Consider the following 17278-nt stretch of genomic DNA (forward strand, 5'->3'; position numbering starts at 1 on the left):
GCTAGGTTGGGGGTAACTATGAAGAAGCGACTAATCGGCGCAACCCTCGTCACCGTCCTGGTGGCGCTGCTGGTGTCCAGCGCGGCGGGGGTGTGGGTCTTCCACCAGCGGGAGATGGCCGCCGCCCGGCAGAACCTGGAGGAGCTGCTCATCCTCATGGACGCCCAGAGTGCCATAACCGACCCGGAGGGCATCATCGAGCAGTTTGTCCAGGCCGCGCCGGAGAAGCGCCTGACCATCATCGATGTGGACGGCACCGTCCTGGCCGACACCGAGGCCGACCCCGCCGCCATGGAGAACCACGCGGACCGCTCCGAGGTGAGGCAGGCCGCCCTGACCGGCTGGGGCGAGGCCCTGCGACCGTCGGAGTCGGTGGGCGTCACCATGCTGTACGAGGCCAAGCGCTTTGCCGACGGCATGGTGGGCCGGGCCTCCATGAACGTCTCCTCCATCGACAGCCTGGTCTTAAACAGCGCCGGCGGCTTCCTCGCCGCGGCCCTGGTGGCCCTGGTGGTGGCCCTCCTGATGGCCAGCCGCATGGCCCGTATGGTCCTCAGGCCCCTGAATGTGGTGGGGGACGCCCTTCAGGGCGTGCTGGACGGCAACCAGGACCGGGAGGCCCTCACCCGGTACGAGGGGGACGATGAGGTCCGCCCCCTCCTGCGCTATATCGACAAGCTGGTGGAACGGCTGGGGGACCATATCAACCAGATCCGGGCCGAGCGGGACAAGGTGAGCCTCATCCTGGAGTGCATGGACGAGGGCCTCATTCTTCTGGACGAGGCCGGCAGCGTCCTGGCCCTCAACCGGGCGGCCAAGCGGCTCTTCGGCGTGGGGGAGGACTCCGACGGCAGCTCCGTCCTCCTGCTCACCCGCAGCCGGGCCCTCCGCCAGGCCCTCCAGACCGTCCGCGCCGATAAGACCCCCGTGGTGCTGGACATTGAGGATCTGGCCTTCGGCGAGCGAAGCCTGAGAATGTTCCTCTCCCCGGTATCGGGGCGGCAGTATGAGGGGGAGAGCGTGGGCTGCTCCATCCTCATCTCCGATGTGACCGACCTGAAGCGGGCCGAGGGCATCCGCAGCGAGTTTACCGCCAACGTCTCCCACGAGCTGAAAACCCCCCTCACCAGCATCAAGGGCTTCACCGATATGCTCTCCACCGGCATGGTGAAGGACCCCGAGGACCAAAAGCGGTTCTTCTCCATGATCGGCGTGGAGGTGGACCGGCTGATTGAACTTATCAACGACATTCTCAAGCTCTCCGAGCTGGAGTCGGTGGCCATCGAGCAGTGCGAGGAGCGGGCCGACGTGCTTGAGGCAGCCAAAGCGGCGGAGACCCTCCTCTCTCAGGCCGCCGCGTCCGCCGGAATCACCCTCTCTGTGGCGGGAATGCCGGCCGAGGCGGCTATCCCCGCCGGGCGGCTCAAAGAGCTGATGCTCAACCTGATGGAGAACGGCGTGAAGTACAACGAGCCAGGCGGCCGGGTGGACGTGCGGGTGAGCGCGGACGAGCGCTTTGTCACCGCCACCGTGTCCGATACCGGCATCGGCATCCCCGAGGAGGCACGCCAGCGCATCTTTGAACGGTTCTACCGGGTGGACAAGGGCCGGGCCCGCAAGAACGGCGGCACCGGCCTGGGCCTCGCCATTGTCAAGCACATCCTCCAGCTCTACGGCGGCAGCGTTTCCGTGGAGAGCGAGCCGGGCAGGGGCAGCGCTTTTACCGTAAAGCTTCCCAGGGGAAAATCGGAATTCTAATAAAATAGGACGGGGACGGCCGAAAAAGGCCGTCCCCGTCCTATTTTATCTGTCGAAACAGGTCGATTCTATAGTATAACTGACCTGGAGGTGATTCAATTGAATCCGTCAGAAAAAGACAGTCAAAGGTTCCAGTTGGCCGCCCGCCGGGTACGCCGCCGAAGAGAGGCGATAGGCGTAACGGCGGCGGAGCTCGCAGGCCGGGCGGGGGTTCCGGCAGGCAGGGTGGAGGCGCTGGAGGCGGGAAAGCCGGGCGCGCTGCGCATGGACGAGCTCTTCGATCTCTGCGCCGCGCTGGGCATCCGGCCCCGGGAGCTCTTCGAGCCGTGACAGCCGTCCCTTTGGCCCCTGCCGCCCCTGCGGGAAAGCGACGCCCGCAGAGGCGACCCTGGCGGTCGCCCGCATTCCCCTCCCGGATGACCGGACAGCCGCGGCAGAGGCGGAGCCCCCGTCCTGCGGCCCTGCCCCCGGACCATCCGCAGGGCGGCCCCTCCGGGGCCGCCGCCGTCCGTATGCCCGTCCCGCCGCCGCGCTATTGCCCAATGCGTTGCGGCACCCCGCTGCGAAAGGCGCGGCACCCCTGACACGCCGCGCCCCTCCGCCTCCCAATGGAAACAGCCTGCTGCCGTCGTCAGCAGGCTGTTTCCATCCCAGTTTGTCAGAAAGGCCCCACGGGGCTTCCCTGACAGAAAGCTGTATGACGGATGGGGCTTGATTTCTGAAAAAGTCGCCCCATCCGTTAAGAAAAGTATCATTTCTCAGAGGCATATGCCAGGCGCCTCTATCCTATTCTCCATGCTCCTCCCGGAACTGTTCCAAAAACGTCTCGTCCCTGACCTCCAGGCCCCGCTCTCCGGCCAGACCCTCGATGTGGTGTGTAAACTCATGGGCCAGGGTGGTGTAGAGCTCATCCTCCCACTCCTCGTCGGTCCAACCCTCCATCCCGGCCAGGGCGGCGAAGGAGCCATAGTAGAGGTTGATGTAGCGTCCCATCTGGTCGTCGCAGTATTCGCCCATGATGTAGAGCTCCTCATCGGGAAAATCCGGGTCGGGCATGGCCTCGGGCAGCAGGAGAATGCCCCCGTTGAGTCCCCGGTAGAATTCCTCCGGAAACGCCTCGGCCATCTCGTCCAGCAGTTCTCCGGCCTGATCAAAGGTGAGCATGGAAAAACCTCATTTCATCCCGGGTTCGTCCGGGGCGCCGAGCCCGGCGCTCTGTCGTACGATTGCCGCGTTCTCCATATACTTCTTCAGATTGTATTTGCTCTGGACCATACCGAGGAAGATGAGCGCCCCCACCGCCGCCCCGAGAATGAAGAAGAACAGGGCTACGGAGAAGAGCAGCATGGTCTCGTCGTGCCGGAAGATGGCGGTTAGCATCACGAGTAGCGCCACGTCCGCCACGATGGCGGAGACGGACACCGCCATGCCGATGCGGAAGGCCCGGTTAAAGCCAGCCGCGGCCTCCGGCGCGTAGAACTCCGGCAGCACGGGGTGGGCCTTCTGAAAATCGCTGTGGCTGACGCCGCCGAAAATGAAGAGGAACACCGCCGCCGCGACGCACAGCAGAAGGGGGACAACCACAAGTCCGCTGGTGGAGCCCATGCCCACCAGGGAGATCAGCAGCCCCAGCCCGAACATAATGAGCATCACCCCGCCCGCCACCGTGAGCGCGTAGCGGTCCATATGCCTGTCATAGGCCACGAAGAGGGCGAAGCGCGCCTCCTCGTCCACCGCCTGCCGCTCCGCGCGGCTGGGGATGTCGTCGGCCAGTTCCTCCCGCATGAGCTGGTCCAGCGTGCAGTCCAGCACTTCGGCCAGGGTGAGCAGAGTGGCCGCCTCGGGCAGAGTGGCGCCGCTCTCCCATTTGGAGACGGCCTGACGGCTCACCTCCAGCGCCTCGGCCAGATACTCCTGCGTATACCCCGCCCGGCGGCGGAGGATGGGCAGATTGTTGGAGAAGTTGGTCATGGTATCACCAGTCCTTTCGTCTGCCCCTATCATGCCAAAATTCCGGTCGGTTTACTACCAACCCAGGGGTTCAAATCGTGTTTTTATCCCGCAACTTCAAGTTGCAGCCCTTGATTTTCAAGGCATAGGGACCTCGGCGGGAGATGTGGGCATCGCTGGATGCGCGGCGGGCGGATAACCCCGTCTCCCCTGATAGCCCCGGTCAGCCCTGCGTCCCCTTCGGCTTTTTCATCGTGAGGGAGATCCGCTTCTTTTTCTCGTCCGCCTCCAGCACCCAGACGGTGACGATATCGCCCACGGCGCAGACCTCGCTGGGGTGGCGGACCCGGCGATCACAGAGCTGGGAGATGTGGACCAGCCCGTCCTGATGGACGCCGATATCCACAAACACGCCGAAGTCAATGACGTTGCGCACGGTGCCGGAGAGCTCCATGCCCGGCTTCAGGTCCTTCATCTCCATCACATCGGTGCGGAGTATGGGCTTGGGCAGCTCGTCCCGGGGGTCCCGGCCCGGCTTCAAAAGCTCCTTCACCACATCCCGGAGGGTGGGCAGGCCCACGCCGCACTCGCTTGCCGCCTTTTCCTCGCCAAATTCCCTCAAGCGCTGGTTCAATTCCCCAATACTGCCCTTTTTCACGTCGTCCAGCGAATAGCTGCAGAGTTCCAGCAGCTTTTTCGCCGCATCGTAGGATTCCGGGTGCACGCCGGTGTTGTCCAGTACGTTTTTACTCTCCGGGACCCGCAAAAAGCCCGCGCACTGCTCAAAGGCCTTGGGGCCCAGCTTGGGCACCTTCAAAAGCTGCTTCCGGGTGGTAAAGACGCCGTTTTCCTCCCGGAATTTCACAATGTTTTTCGCCACCGCAGCGTTCAGGCCGGAGATATGGGTTAAAAGGGGCGCGGAGGCGGTGTTCAGGTCGGCTCCGACGGAGTTCACGCAGTCCTCCACCACGCCGGAGAGGGTCTCGTCCAGCCGGGCCTGGGGCATGTCGTGCTGGTACTGGCCGACGCCGATGCTCTTGGGGTCGATTTTCACCAGCTCCGCCAGGGGGTCCTGGAGCCGCCGGGCGATGGACACGGCGCTTCTCAGGTTCACGTCGTACTCGGGAAACTCCTCGGCGGCCAGCTTGGAGGCGGAGTAAACCGATGCGCCCGCCTCGTTGACAATCATGTAGGAGACGTCCCCGCCCACACGCCGGATGAGCTCCACCGCCATCTGCTCGGTCTCCCGGCTGGCGGTGCCGTTGCCGATGGCAATGTGCTCCACAGCGTGTTTTTGGATGAGCCTGCCCAGCACGGCGATGGCCTCCTCCTGCCTGGCCTTGGAGAAAGTGGGGTAGACCACAGCGGTGTCCAGCACCTTGCCCGTTCCATCGACGACGGCCACCTTGCAGCCGTTGCGGTAGCCTGGGTCCAGACCCATGGTCACCCGCCCCTTGACCGGGGGCTGCATGAGCAGGGGCTTCAGATTCAGGCCGAACATCCTGATGGCGCCCTCGCTGGCGTTCTCGGTGAGCATAGCGCGGATCTCCCGCTCCACGCTGGGGGCGATGAGGCGGTCGTAAGCGTCCTCGGCGGCGGCGCGGACAAAGGCCATGCTGGGCGCGCCGGGGACCAGCACTGCCCGGCGGATGGGGATGAGGGCGCTCTCCCGGTCCATGTCCACGCCGACCTTCAGAATCTCCTCGCGCTCACCCCGGTTGACGGCCAGAACCTGGTGGCCCTGGGCGCGGCTGACGGGGGTCTTGAATTCATAGTACAGCCGGTAGACGCTGTCCTCCGGCTCCTTGGCCGCGGCGGCGGAGACCAGATTGGCCCGGCTCCACCAGAGAGCGCGCAGCAGCTTGCGGATGTCCGCGTCGTCGCTGATGCGCTCGGCGACGATGTCGCTGGCGCCCCGGAGGGCGTCCTCCACCGTCTCCACACCCTTCTCGGGATCGATATAGCCGGCGGCGGCCGCCTCGGGGGCGGGGCAGTCCCGCCCCTGGGCAAAGAGGAGGTCGGCCAGGGGCTCCAGGCCCTTCTCCCTGGCGATGGTGGCGCGGGTGCGCCGCTTCTGCTTATAGGGGCGGTAGAGGTCCTCCACCTCGGCCAGAGTCGCGGCGGCGTCAATGGCGGCGGCGAGCTCCCCGGTCAGCTTGCCCTGTCCGTCGATGGTGCCCTTGACCTCCTCCCGGCGTTTTTCCAGATTGCGCAGATAGGTGAGCCGGTCCTCCAGGGCGCGCAGCGCCGTGTCATCCATGGTGCCGTGCATCTCCTTGCGGTACCGGGCGATAAAGGGGATGGTGTTGCCCTCGTCGATGAGGTTTACCACATTTTGAACGTGCTCTTCCTTACGGCCCAGCTCACGGGCCAGAATCTGTATGATGGTTTCCATGCTTGCGCTCCTTCTTCTCAAATCGGCTCCTATTTTATCGCAAACAGGCGGGAAAGTCCAGGGAAATGCTTGCATCCGCCCGGCGGGCAGGGTAGAATGGAATTGACAGAATCAGACAAAATAGGGGGCGTTTCTATGGACATGACGGACTCTTCGCCGACTGGGCGGTCCGATTTCAGATCAGCGACTCCCGGTACCCTGGACCGGTCCGGGGAGCAGGTCCAACGGGCGCCCGGCAGCCTGGATAAAATGGACCTGGAGGTGGGCGCGCGGCTGGACGAAATAGAGAAGAAGCTGCGCCGGATTACCTAGGCGCCGTAGCGAGAGGGCTTTTGCTATGCTTTCATAAGTGGACTGGGCGGCGAAACCATGCTACACTAAGGATATACATAGCTCTATCATAAATGGAGGGAAGGGATTATCGTGAAAAAGAGGTTGGCAATGCTACTGGCGGCCCTGATGCTGGTCTCCTGCCTGTCGCCTGCGTTTGCCGAGGAGGGGGAGCAGGCGCGGACCGACTATGAGCGCTGGGGGTCCTACCTCAACTGGACCGACGGGCAGAAAGCGGAGGCTTTCCATAACTGGGACGACGAGCGCTGGGACGCCTACTGGTACGGTACCTACGACTACGACGCGGGCGTCTACCGGGCCGGCTGCCTGGAGCTGGAGCAAAATGATGAGGCCATGACTGACTGGGAGGCGGACCAGGGCGTCTATTTTCAGGATTTTGTCCAGATGGGGGCCTACGGAGCCTGGACCGACGCACAGAAGGACCAGGCGTTTGAGCAGTGGACCAATCTGCGCTGGGAGGCCTACTGGCAGGCCTACTATGACTCCTACGACTGGCCGGACTACTCCCAGTACGAGGCGGACAGCGACAGCTTTGACAGCGACTGGTACGGCCGCATGGCCGTGGACGACGGCTGGGAGGAGCAGATCCGCCAGGAGAAGGCGGACATGGGGATGCCCTACCCGGACGGCGTCAACGTGACCCTCAACGGCGAGTATCTGGACTTCGGCGGCACGGCTCCCGTGGCGGTGGAGAACCGCACCATGGTACCCGTCCGCGCCTTTTTGGAGACCCTGGGCGCCAAGGTGGAGTATCAAAACGGCGTCATCTCCGCCGTGCTGGAGAACGGGGACACCCTGGAGATGCGCATGGACAGCACCATTCTCACCTGTGTCCGGGGGGACAAAATCGGCGAGATCGACATGGGCGTGACGCCCTGGGCAAAGGGGCAGCGCACCTACATCCCAGCCCGCTTCGCGGGCGAGGCTATGGGCCTCTCCGTGGCGTGGGACAGCACCTACCAGGTGGCCCATTTTACCGACTGGGAGGAAATCGTCTCCGGGCTGGACGGGCGCTTCACGGTGCTCAACGCCATGCTGGGCGCGGAGCGGGAGCGGATTGACATGGAGCAGACCTACGCCGTCGACTCCACGGCGTCCGGGGCGGTGACGCTGTACGGCGAGACCGAGCGGGAGAACGGTACCGCCACGCTGTCCGCCGGCGCCAAGGGACTGCTCCAGGGCGGGAAGCTGGACCTCACCTACGGGCTGAAGCTGGACCTGGGCAGCCTCAGGGAGATGCTCACGGCGCAGATGGACGAGGCGACGCTGTCGGCGCTGGAGCTGATGTCCGACTTCCAGGTGCAGCTCCGGGGCGATTTGGGGGAGGGGATGTTCTACCTCAAGGGCAATCAGCTGGACAAACTGCCCGACAGCCCCATCCCGGCCAACGTCTGGCTTGCCATGGACATGGGACAGAGCATCGACGCGGATGCGCTCTACGAGAGCATCTACACCGCGCTGGAGGGGCAGCCGGCCCCCACGGTGGGCGGACTGCTGGCCGGGAGCTGCGGCAGGCTGGACTATGCCTACGGCGGAATGGCCCCCTGCGCCAGGGTGCTGGACGCCGCCGCGCCGCTGGAAATTCTCTTTGGGGACGCGAACTTTAAGACGGCCACGGCGGGAAACACCACCACCTATACGCTGAACATGGACGCGCTGAAGCTGGCCGCCCGGCTGAGGGAGCTCACGGCGGACGAGACGGATCGAGTGGGGATTGACGCTGTACTCGCCCTCCTCACCGGGGACCTGAAGACGGACTACGCGCTCACCGTCCGGATGCGGGACAATAAGCTGCTGGACTGCAAGCTCAGCGGCGACATCCGTCTGCCCGCCTCCGTCACCCAGTCCATGCCCATTGCGCTCAGCTTCAACCTGAGCATCGACGGGGAGCACATCAGCGGGGAATATACCGTCAAGGGCGACTATATCGGCAAGGTTGAGATGAAGATGGATATAAAGGTCACCGAAAGCAGCAGGAGCGTCCCCACCGCCCCGGCCGCCGGAGAGAAGGTGCTGGACCTGGAGGCGCTGACGGGAACCAGCCCCGCCGGGGGGCTCTCCACCGCCATGGAGAAGGGCCTGAGCATGGCCGCCGGGCTGCTGAAATAGACGCCGGGAGGTGCGGATTTGGGCCGCTACAGGGAGATCTGCCGCGCCCTGGAGGAGGCTCGGGCGCGGGAGGCGCGCCGCAGGCGCCTGAAGGAGGAGCTGGAGAGCCTGCAGGACAGGGCCGCGCGGTGTCTGGCGGAGACCCAGGCCGCGGGGGAGCGGCTGCGCTGCGCAGAGGAGGCGCACAGGCGGGCGGCAAAGCGCGCCGCGCGCTTTGCCGCCCTGGACCCCTCCCGCCGGCGCAGGGCTGAGAGAAACGAGTGCAGGGAGGAAGCCCGGCAGGCTGAGTGGACCGCCCGCCTGCGCTACGACTTGGCCATCCATGAGATGACGGACAGCGACCGCCGGGTGGCCGTGGTCCGGGATGCCCTGCGGGAGCTGGGCGGGGAGGACGGCAGGTACGGCGAGCTGCTGGAAGAGAAAAGCGCCATTCTCCGCCGGCTCCGGGGGCCGGTGGGGGAGAAGGCACGGGTTCTTTGGGCGCGGCTGGATCAGGAGAGCGCCCGCCGGGGCCGGCTGGAGGAGCTGACAGCCCTGGGCGGCGCGGCTATTAAATCCATGGACCGGGCGGACGCCCTCCTGCGGCAGGGCGTACAGTACGCAAACGGACAGCTGGTCTGCTCAGACGTGGAGGGCGCGGTGTCCGAGGCGCGGACGCTGATGGACGCCTTCGATCGGCTGCTGGTGGAGGAGTCTCTGCCGGCCCGGCCAAGCCTCAACCGTAACTTCTCCGGAATCATGGACGTGGGTCTGCTTTCACCCATGCTGGCCGAAATGCTGCTGGGCAACTCCCTGGGCAACGCCAGGGTGAGCGTCCTGGATGCGTGCCGACAGGTGGAGTCGGTCATGCCCGACCTGGAAAAGGCGCTGGAGCGCTCGCGGCTGCTCTGCGGGCGGCTGGGGGACCAGCTGGCCGAGCTCACGATGGATGGATGAAAAAAGCAAGCCCGGACGCTGTGAGGCGTCCGGGCTTGTTCTTTGTGCGAATGGAGCGGCAGGCCGTCCCCCGCTCCTGTACCTCCCCCTGAAGCGTACGCCCACCAGGCGCGCTTCTCAGCGCAGCCTCCCGCAGGGACGGGGCTCAGGGGATGAGCCACAGGCCCGCGGCGCCGGAGAGCAGGCCGATCAGCGCACCGGCCAGTACGTCCATGAAAAAATGCACCCCGCCGATCACGCGAATCAGGGCGATGAGTACGCCCACAGCCGCCAGAAGAGCGCCCAGCGGCGGCGAGACGCGGAAAAAGACGGCGGTAATGACGAAGACGGAGAACACATGGCGGCTGGGAAAGGACTTGCCATGGGTATCCTTGTGGATGAGAGGGGCGATGTCCAGAACCTCATAGGGCCGGGGGGCGTTATAGACCCTGCGGAAGAGGGACACGATCACGAAGGACACCCCCGGCGTGAGGACGGCCCGCAGCAGCAGGGGGCTGCGGGCGAGCAGCAGACAGAGCAGCAGCGCCGGATAGGCCAGATAGACCAGCAGCGTAAGCGCCTTGTCTGCCAGCCGCACCACTTCGGGGTGGGCGCGGAAGGGGGCGGAGAGGGCGGCGTATAATTCCTTCGTCATAAGCGGCCTCCAGGGCGGATGTTTAAGACGGGAGATCAGGACTGCCGCGCCGGTATCCTGCCGGCGCGGCAATGAACTATGCGGCCAGGGCCTTGCCGGAAATCAGATCAGGCGTCCCAGGCCTTGTATGAAATAAAGGTTAACACGCCCAATCGGCGGGTCTTTTTCCGAATGGACGGCGCAGTTATTCCTTGAAATCCGTCAGGGTTTCTGTGAAGAACCGCTTGCCGGTGAAAACAATTCCGCGCCGCCGGGCAGATTGCCATTTGTCAAACAAGGCCTGGGGCGCGCCTATTTATCCGCGTCGATAAGAATGTTGTCGGTGCCGTGCTCCTCAAATTCAGCCATATAGTCGTCAATGCGGCGGGTGAGCTCGTCGTAGTTGGTCTCGTCGATGGGCGGGTCGTCCATGTCCCGGCGGGCAAGGTCTTCAGCCAGAATCTCGAAGAACACATTGTTCTCATACTCCATGATGGCCTCGTGGATACCGCCCTCTGCGAAGGCCCGGGAGGGCACCACCACGCCCCGCCACACCTCGGCCAGGCTTCCCATGCCCTCGTCCTTGGCCCTGGAGAACAGCAGGCTCTCCAGATCGTCATAGTCGGTAAAGCGGTCCTCGCCACGGGTGGAGTTCAAAATCCAGTTGCCGATATAGACCATGTCCAGCAGGCGGCGGTACTGCTTTTTCGTCAGTTCCAGCTTCATACGCGAAACCTCCTCGCTGTCGTGACGTCGGGGAGCGGGGGATGCGCCCCGCGCTCAACTCTATATTATAGTATAGTTTTGCCTATTGTCAAACGCCCAAAAGGGGAAATTCGGGTGGAAAATTCCCCTTGTTTTCCGCCGCCGTTTCGCATATCATGGAAAAGATATCGATTACCGATGAAATACCTATATTGGGAGGTCATCAACTTGGACCGTAGACCCATCGGCGTGTTCGACTCCGGCCTGGGAGGGCTGACGGCGGTGCGGGAGCTCTCACGGCTCCTCCCCGGCGAGGAGATCATCTACTTCGGCGATACGGGGCGGGTGCCCTACGGCAGCCGTTCCCGGGAGACCATTACCAAATACGCCCGGCAGGACGTGGCGTTCCTGCGGACGTTTGACCTGAAAGCCATCGTCATCGCCTGCGGCACCGTTTCCACTACGGCGCTGGAGGTCCTAGCGGCGGAAAACCCCATTCCCGTGCTGGGGGTGGTGGCGCCCGCGGCGGAAGAGGCCGCCGCCCTCACCCGGAACGGAAAAATCGGACTCATCGGCACACAGGCGTCCATCCGCACGGGGGCCTATGAGCGGCAGATCGCCCGGCTGGCCCCGGATGCGGCGGTGAGCGCCCTGGCCTGTCCCCTCTTTGTACCGCTGGTGGAGAACGGCCGCTTCCGGCCCGGTGACAAGGTGGCCGAGATGGTGGCGGCGGAGTACCTCACGCCGCTGAAGGAGGCCGGGGTGGACACCCTGGTGCTGGGCTGCACCCACTACCCCCTGCTCTCGGCGGTTATTGGAGATTTCATGGGAAGCGGGGTGAAGCTGGTGAACACCGGCGCGGCCTGTGCCCGTCAGGTGGCCCGTCAGATGGAGGCGGACGGGACCCTGGCCGGGGCGGACGGCCCCGGCGTGCGGCGGTACTTCGTCAGCGACAGCGTGGACGACTTCTCCCGTCTGGCGTCCATTTTCCTGGGGGAGGACGTGGCCGGCGAGGTGGCCCAGGTGGATATCACAATATATTGAGGCGCAGCGCCAAAAGCCCCGCCCCGCCTCTTTACATTTTCATACCTATATTATATAATAGCCTTCATTTCGGATGAAGATCGAGGTTTAGCATGGACAAGAGCGTGATTATATCCATTAAAGGTAAACAGTCCTACGAGGATGTGGAGGACGAGACCATCGAGCTCGTCACCGAGGGACTGCTCAATAAGGAGGGGGAGGGGGAGTACACCCTCTCCTACCAGGAGAGCGAGCTCACCGGGCTGGAGGGCACCCTCACCACCTTCCAGGTGGAGCAGGGGCGCATCACCCTTATGCGCATCGGCGAGGTTAACTCCCAGATGGTCTTCGAGGAGGGGCGGCGGCACCTCTCCATGTACGACACCCCCTACGGGGCGCTGGCCATCGGCATCAATACCCGCAGAATGCGCTCCTCCCTGGGAGAGCACGGCGGGGATATTGAGATTGATTATGCCATCGAAATCGACCACGCAATGGCAGGGCAGAATCTGTTTCAGATAAACGTCAGGGAGAAAAAGGGGCCGGTCATCAAGCATTGAGGGGCGGTCGATTTCGATACCAGGCGTTTTGGTCCCCCGTGAGACCAAAACCTTGATGCCGGGCGGATTGATTCCGCCCGTGCAGATAAAAAGACAGGGTTCCCGCGCCGCTGGCGGCGCGGGAGAATCGACCACGCAATGGCAGGGCAGAATCTGTTTCAGATAAACGTCAGGGAGAAAAAGGGGCCGGTCATCAAGCAGTGAGGGGTGGTCGATTTCGATACCAGGCGTTTTTGGTCCCCCGCGGGACCAAAACCTTGATGCCGGGCGGGTTCATTCCGCCCGTGCAGATAAGAAACAGGGTTCTGAGGGTGCGATGCAGAAGCGCGGTAAAGCGATAAAAATCAGGGGTGAAAGGGGAAAAATAAGAGAGAAGGCCTTACATTTTGGGCTTTTTCGCGCTTATTTTCCGTTTTCACTTCTTTTATGAGGTGATTGAAAAATGTCGAACATGATTCAGGCGGCACGGGAGCAGGTGGCCGCCCTTACTCAGGCCGCCTATGAGAAAGCGGCCGCCGCCGGAGCGCTGCCGGCCGGGGTGGAGGTAAAGGCCACTGTGGAGATCCCCAAGGACGTGAAGAACGGCGACTACGCCTCCTCCTTCGCCATGGCAGGCTCCAAGGCCATGCATATGGCCCCCCGGCAGATCGCCCAGACCATTCTGGACAATCTGTCCCTGGAGGGGAGCTACTTCAAGAGCGCGGAGATCGCCGGGCCGGGCTTCCTCAACTTCCGCCTGGGCGCGAAGTGGTACGGCGAGGTACTCGCCGACATCGAGCGGGAGGGCATGGAGTACGGCAGATGCGACGAGGGCCGCGGCGAGAAGGTGATGGTGGAGTTCGTCTCTGCCAACCCCACCGGTCCCATGCACATCGGAAACGCCCGGGGCGGCGTGCTGGGCGACTCCCTGGCCAGCGTCCTGGAGCGGGCGGGGTACGACGTGTGGCGGGAGTTCTACGTCAACGACGCGGGCAACCAGATCCACAAGTTTGCCATGTCCATCGACGCACGGTATATGCAGCTTCTGCTGGGCGAGGAGAATGTGCCCTTCCCCGAGGACGGCTACCAGGGGCTGGACATCAAGGAGCTGGCCCAGGCCTTCTACGACGAGCACGGCGACAGCTACAGGGACAAGAGCGAGGAGGAGCGGCAGGAGGCCATGGCCGGGTTCGGCCTGGCGGTGAACATGCCCAGGATGAAGGAGGACCTGCGCCGGTACAAAATTGAGTACGACGAGTGGTTCCTGGAGTCCAGCCTCCACAACAGCGGCTACGTGGTGGAGACGGTGGACAAGCTCTCCGACGCGGGCTGGACCTATGAGAAGGACGGGGCCCTCTGGCTGGACACCACGGGCCTTTTAAAGGCCAAATACCTGCGCGAGGGCAAGACCCGGGAGCAGGTGGACAAGCTGGACCTGAAGGACGACGTGCTCCGCCGGGCCAACGGGTTTTACACCTACTTCGCCGCCGACATCGCCTACCACCGCAACAAGCTGGAGGAGCGGGGCTTCCAGACCGCCATCAACATCTGGGGCGCGGACCATCACGGCCACGTGGCCCGGCTCCAGGCAGCCCTGGACGGCCTGGGACTGGACGGTTCCCACCGGCTGGTGGTGGTGCTCATGCAGCTGGTGAACCTCCTGCGGGACGGCAAGCCCGAGCGGATGAGCAAGCGCTCCGGCAAGGCCATCGCCCTCAGGGACCTGCTGGACGAGGTGAGCGTGGACGCCTGCCGGTATTTCTTCAACTCCCGGACCTTCACCAGCCCCCTGGACTTCGATTTGGGACTGGCCGTCCGGGAGGACAGTGAGAACCCGGTCTACTACGTGCAGTACGCCCACGCCCGCATCTGCTCTCTCATCGCCAGGATGAGGGAGGAGGGGGCGCAGGTGCCCCGTGCGGCGGAGATTGACGCGGCTGTGATGACCACCCCCGAGGAGCTGGCCCTGATGAAGACCCTCTCCCAGCTGCCTGAGGAGATTCGCCTCGCCAGCCGGGACTACGACCCCTCCCATGTGAACCGCTACCTCCTCTCCCTGGCGGGGGATTTTCACCGGTTCTACAACGCCTGCCATATTCGCGGCGAGGAACAGGCCGTGCTCACTGCCCGGCTCAAGCTGGCGGACACCGTGCGCTCCGTGCTGGCAAACTGCCTGGCCCTCATCGGCGTTACCGCGCCGGAGAAGATGTAAGCAAACTAAATTGGACTGGCCCCCGGCTCAAATCAAGAGCCGGGGGCCGGTTTTGCGGGGAGGGGTTTCGCGTTCCGACGCGACCTGCTTTTGCCGCCAGGCAAAAGTAGGAAAAAACTGGCCGGGGGCGGCTCACGCGCATTTCCAATGCGCTGCCCCGCCTCCCCCGGACCCCCGCACTGCGGCGGGACGGGGGTCCAGCGGCGGTGCGATTCAATTAGAGGCATTGAGGATAGCAGCTTCGCCGCCCTTCATCTCCTGAGAATCGTTACAGCGCTGCCGCGCGCCGAGCACGCAACGTTTACTCTTCAAAACTTAATAGCTCCAGTAATTCAATTTCTGCCAACAAAGCCACTTGAGAATGCGGTGTTTTGAATGACGTTGTTGGGTGTGGCAGCACCTGCGTGCGGTCCGATGAGGGTATCGGGCCCTATAGGGCCTCATGTTTTCATATGGCTTTGTGATAATTGCCGCACGTAGGGCGCGCCGATCCGGCGCGCCGCGTATACCTCCGCACCGTAGGGCCTGACAGTATCAGGCCGCCCCGCCGCTCCCCGTAGGGGCGACTCACGAATTGCGCGCCGTAAACGGCGTGCGTCCCCGGCGCACCGATTTAACGTGGGGGGCCAACTTTCGCTGCCGCACAGCTTGCTTTTTTTCCCACAAGAGGGTATACTACCCCCAATGAAGGACCAAAACCACTATTTTAGAAACGCTCTAGGAGGAACAGACATGGAAATCCCCTTACCCCTGCCCATACTGCTGGACGGAGCCACCGGGACGGAGCTCCAGCGGCGCGGCATGCCTCCCGGCGCGTGCACCGAGACCTGGGTGCTGGAGCACCCGGAGGTCCTGACGGCGCTGCAGCGGGAGTACGTGGCGGCCGGAAGCCAGGTGCTGATCGCCCCTACCTTCGGCGCCAACCGAGTGAAGCTGGGCCAGCGCGGCGCCGGGGACAAGGTATGCGAGTATAACAAGGCGCTGGTGGCCCTCTCACGGGAGGCGGCGGCTGGAAAGGCAATGGTGGCGGGGGATATGGCCCCCACTGGGCAGTTTATCATCCCCTTCGGAGACATGAGCTTCGAGGAGCTGGTGGAGATTTACGCCGAGCAGGCCGCCGCCCTGGAGCGCGCGGGGGTGGACCTGTTCCTCATCGAGACCACCATGACCATGGCGGAGGCACGGGCGGCGGTTCTGGCCGTGAAGGCCGCGTCGGAGAAGCCGGTCTTCGTCACCTTCACCTGCGACGAGAACGGCCGCACCCTGTCGGGCACCGACGTGCTCTCCGCCCTCATCGTCATGCAGGGCATGGGGGTGTCCGCCTTCGGTCTCAACTGCTCCGCCGGGCCGGACATGCTGCTGGAGCAGCTTCGGCGGCTCACGCCCTACGCGCTTGTGCCCCTTATTGCCAAGCCCAACGCGGGGCTTCCGGTGACCGAGGGCGGGGAGACCGTCTTCCCCTGCGGCGCGGCGGAGTTCGCCTCCTACGTGCCCGCCCTGGCGGAAGCGGGGGTGCGCATCTTCGGGGGCTGCTGCGGCACCACGCCGGAGCACATTGCCGCGCTGAAGGCCGCGGCGGAGGCGGTGGACTATACCCGCTTCACGCCTCCCCAGCGGGACCCGGACGTGATCCCCTGCGCCAGTGAAAAGGAGGCCCGGTTCATCACGCCCGATGTGGATGTGGGCGAGGTCATCGAGTGCAGCAGCGACCTGATGGAGGATATTCTGGAGGCTGAGGAGAACAGCCCCCAGGGCGCGCTGAAAATCGCCGTCCTGGAGGAGGACGATGTGGACATCTTCGCTGAGAACCAGTATGCCGTCCGGGACGCGCTGTGCGTCTGGTCCGACGTGCCGGAGCTGCTGGAGCGGGCCCTGCGGGTCTATCAGGGCCGGGCCTTCTGGGACGGCACCGGAGACCTGGAGCGGCCCTTCCTGGAGAAGATGGCTCGGAAATACGGCCTGGTGCTGCTGTAATTCTGAAAAACTGTTGTTAAAATATTGACAAATTTCACATCTTTCGATATGATAATTACAGCTGTTCTTGTTGGAATGGCGCATAACACAGAAGGAGATGTGAAAAACAATGAAAAAAATTGCCGCTCTTGCCCTCAGCGCAGCCCTGCTGCTCAGCCTGGCCGCCTGCGCTCCCGCCGCCGGGAAGCCCGAAGACAGCAAGGAGCCGGATACCGTCACCACCCCCTCAGCCACCACCGGGAAGTACACCAACCTCAGCCAGCAGGAACTGCTGGACGCCATCGCCGCCTACTCCGGCGTGAGCGTGGTCTCCACCGTGAACGCCGACGGCACGCCCAACATCGCCATCTTCACCCCCGGCGCGGCGGGCGACGACAGCCACATCGTATTCGGTCTGGCGGATAACGCCACCAAGGCCAATCTGCTTAGGGACAAGGTGGCAAAGATGGTCTTCGACATCCCCAATACCGCCGCCGAGACCAAGGAGGAGCGCCACCAGGGCGCCGTGGTCAAGCTGGAGCTGGAGGAGGACCAGACCGTCCTGGACGAGCTGAAGAAGGGAAATGAGTACATCACAGACGCTTCGCTGGTATGCAAAATCGTGGAGCTTTTGCCCGTCGGATAAGCCCCTGCCGTCCAGCCGGGAGAGGAGAGCAATATGATTACGATCTTCAACCGCACAGAGCTCACTGTCACCTACTCCATGTCGGAGC

15 protein-coding genes are annotated in these 17278 nt (G+C 63.8%); 10 read left to right on the top strand and 5 right to left on the bottom strand.

Annotated elements, in window-relative coordinates; genetic code table 11:
- Window positions 1-18 precede the first annotated feature (18 nt).
- Window positions 19-1758, top strand: coding sequence for a sensor histidine kinase (locus H8S62_RS09935; protein WP_155151449.1), 1740 nt, complete (start codon window positions 19-21; stop codon window positions 1756-1758).
- A 99-nt stretch (window positions 1759-1857) separates the two neighbouring features.
- Window positions 1858-2088 (top strand): helix-turn-helix domain-containing protein, encoded by a 231-nt coding sequence (locus tag H8S62_RS09940; protein ID WP_173023518.1) that lies wholly within the window; start codon window positions 1858-1860, stop codon window positions 2086-2088.
- A gap of 456 nt (window positions 2089-2544) precedes the next feature.
- Here H8S62_RS09940 and H8S62_RS09945 read toward each other — a convergent pair whose 3' ends face one another.
- The 3 genes from H8S62_RS09945 to H8S62_RS09955 all read right to left on the bottom strand — a co-directional run bounded on the left by H8S62_RS09945 (window position 2545) and on the right by H8S62_RS09955 (window position 6103).
- On the bottom strand, window positions 2545-2922 hold the full coding sequence (locus H8S62_RS09945) for a metallopeptidase family protein (RefSeq protein WP_155151443.1): 378 nt from the start codon (window positions 2920-2922) through the stop codon (window positions 2545-2547).
- Between the two features lie 9 nt (window positions 2923-2931).
- Window positions 2932-3729 carry a helix-turn-helix domain-containing protein gene (locus H8S62_RS09950; RefSeq protein WP_186919158.1) on the bottom strand — a complete coding sequence of 266 codons (798 nt, stop codon included), beginning with the start codon at window positions 3727-3729 and terminating at the stop codon, window positions 2932-2934.
- Window positions 3730-3931: 202 nt separating this feature from the next.
- Window positions 3932-6103 (bottom strand): Tex family protein, encoded by a 2172-nt coding sequence (locus H8S62_RS09955; RefSeq protein ID WP_155151438.1) that lies wholly within the window; start codon window positions 6101-6103, stop codon window positions 3932-3934.
- Window positions 6104-6238: 135 nt separating this feature from the next.
- Between H8S62_RS09955 and H8S62_RS09960 the strand changes: the two genes are divergently transcribed.
- The 3 genes from H8S62_RS09960 (at window position 6239) to H8S62_RS09970 (ending at window position 9499) form a co-directional block, all read left to right on the top strand.
- On the top strand, window positions 6239-6415 hold the full coding sequence (locus H8S62_RS09960; protein ID WP_186919159.1) for a hypothetical protein: 177 nt from the start codon (window positions 6239-6241) through the stop codon (window positions 6413-6415).
- A gap of 111 nt (window positions 6416-6526) precedes the next feature.
- A complete protein-coding gene (locus H8S62_RS09965; RefSeq protein ID WP_186919160.1) occupies window positions 6527-8563 on the top strand; it encodes a stalk domain-containing protein in 2037 nt (678 codons plus the stop codon).
- 18 nt (window positions 8564-8581) lie between these two features.
- Entirely contained in the window at window positions 8582-9499 is a 918-nt protein-coding gene (locus H8S62_RS09970) for a hypothetical protein (RefSeq protein ID WP_186919161.1), read from the top strand.
- 145 nt (window positions 9500-9644) lie between these two features.
- On the opposite strand, the gene H8S62_RS09975 is transcribed toward H8S62_RS09970, so the two are convergent.
- A complete protein-coding gene (locus H8S62_RS09975) occupies window positions 9645-10133 on the bottom strand; it encodes a phosphatase PAP2 family protein (RefSeq protein ID WP_186919162.1) in 489 nt (162 codons plus the stop codon).
- Between the two features lie 291 nt (window positions 10134-10424).
- A complete protein-coding gene (locus H8S62_RS09980) occupies window positions 10425-10838 on the bottom strand; it encodes a hypothetical protein (RefSeq protein WP_155150063.1) in 414 nt (137 codons plus the stop codon).
- 207 nt (window positions 10839-11045) lie between these two features.
- On the opposite strand from H8S62_RS09980, the gene murI reads away from it, so the two are divergent.
- From murI to H8S62_RS10005, 5 genes are all read left to right on the top strand, one after another.
- Complete coding sequence (gene murI / locus H8S62_RS09985; RefSeq protein ID WP_155150061.1) at window positions 11046-11861, top strand: glutamate racemase; 816 nt, start codon at window positions 11046-11048, stop codon at window positions 11859-11861.
- Between the two features lie 92 nt (window positions 11862-11953).
- Window positions 11954-12400: a YwiB family protein gene (locus tag H8S62_RS09990; RefSeq protein WP_155150059.1), complete on the top strand. Its 447-nt coding sequence runs from the start codon at window positions 11954-11956 to the stop codon at window positions 12398-12400.
- Window positions 12401-12842: 442 nt separating this feature from the next.
- Window positions 12843-14591, top strand: a complete 1749-nt coding sequence (gene argS, locus H8S62_RS09995; protein ID WP_186919163.1) for an arginine--tRNA ligase — start codon at window positions 12843-12845, stop codon at window positions 14589-14591.
- A gap of 732 nt (window positions 14592-15323) precedes the next feature.
- Entirely contained in the window at window positions 15324-16565 is a 1242-nt protein-coding gene (locus tag H8S62_RS10000) for a homocysteine S-methyltransferase family protein (protein ID WP_155150055.1), read from the top strand.
- A gap of 109 nt (window positions 16566-16674) precedes the next feature.
- A complete protein-coding gene (locus H8S62_RS10005) occupies window positions 16675-17190 on the top strand; it encodes a pyridoxamine 5'-phosphate oxidase family protein (RefSeq protein WP_155150053.1) in 516 nt (171 codons plus the stop codon).
- Window positions 17191-17278 lie beyond the last annotated feature (88 nt).

It is taken from the genome of Lawsonibacter faecis, assembly GCF_014287675.1.
GTDB classification, from domain to species: Bacteria; Bacillota; Clostridia; order Oscillospirales; family Oscillospiraceae; genus Pseudoflavonifractor; species Pseudoflavonifractor faecis.

Bases quoted from the DNA above. Each gene is read 5' to 3' on its own strand.
- H8S62_RS09935 (WP_155151449.1), top strand. From the start codon at position 19: ATGAAGAAGCGACTAATCGGCGCAACCCTCGTCACCGTCCTGGTGGCG.
- H8S62_RS09945 (WP_155151443.1), bottom strand. From the start codon at position 2,922: ATGCTCACCTTTGATCAGGCCGGAGAACTGCTGGACGAGATGGCCGAG.
- H8S62_RS09950 (WP_186919158.1), bottom strand. From the start codon at position 3,729: ATGACCAACTTCTCCAACAATCTGCCCATCCTCCGCCGCCGGGCGGGG.
- H8S62_RS09955 (WP_155151438.1), bottom strand. From the start codon at position 6,103: ATGGAAACCATCATACAGATTCTGGCCCGTGAGCTGGGCCGTAAGGAA.
- H8S62_RS09960 (WP_186919159.1), top strand. From the start codon at position 6,239: ATGGACATGACGGACTCTTCGCCGACTGGGCGGTCCGATTTCAGATCA.
- H8S62_RS09975 (WP_186919162.1), bottom strand. From the start codon at position 10,133: ATGACGAAGGAATTATACGCCGCCCTCTCCGCCCCCTTCCGCGCCCAC.
- H8S62_RS09980 (WP_155150063.1), bottom strand. From the start codon at position 10,838: ATGAAGCTGGAACTGACGAAAAAGCAGTACCGCCGCCTGCTGGACATG.
- H8S62_RS09990 (WP_155150059.1), top strand. From the start codon at position 11,954: ATGGACAAGAGCGTGATTATATCCATTAAAGGTAAACAGTCCTACGAG.
- argS (WP_186919163.1), top strand. From the start codon at position 12,843: ATGTCGAACATGATTCAGGCGGCACGGGAGCAGGTGGCCGCCCTTACT.
- H8S62_RS10000 (WP_155150055.1), top strand. From the start codon at position 15,324: ATGGAAATCCCCTTACCCCTGCCCATACTGCTGGACGGAGCCACCGGG.
- H8S62_RS10005 (WP_155150053.1), top strand. From the start codon at position 16,675: ATGAAAAAAATTGCCGCTCTTGCCCTCAGCGCAGCCCTGCTGCTCAGC.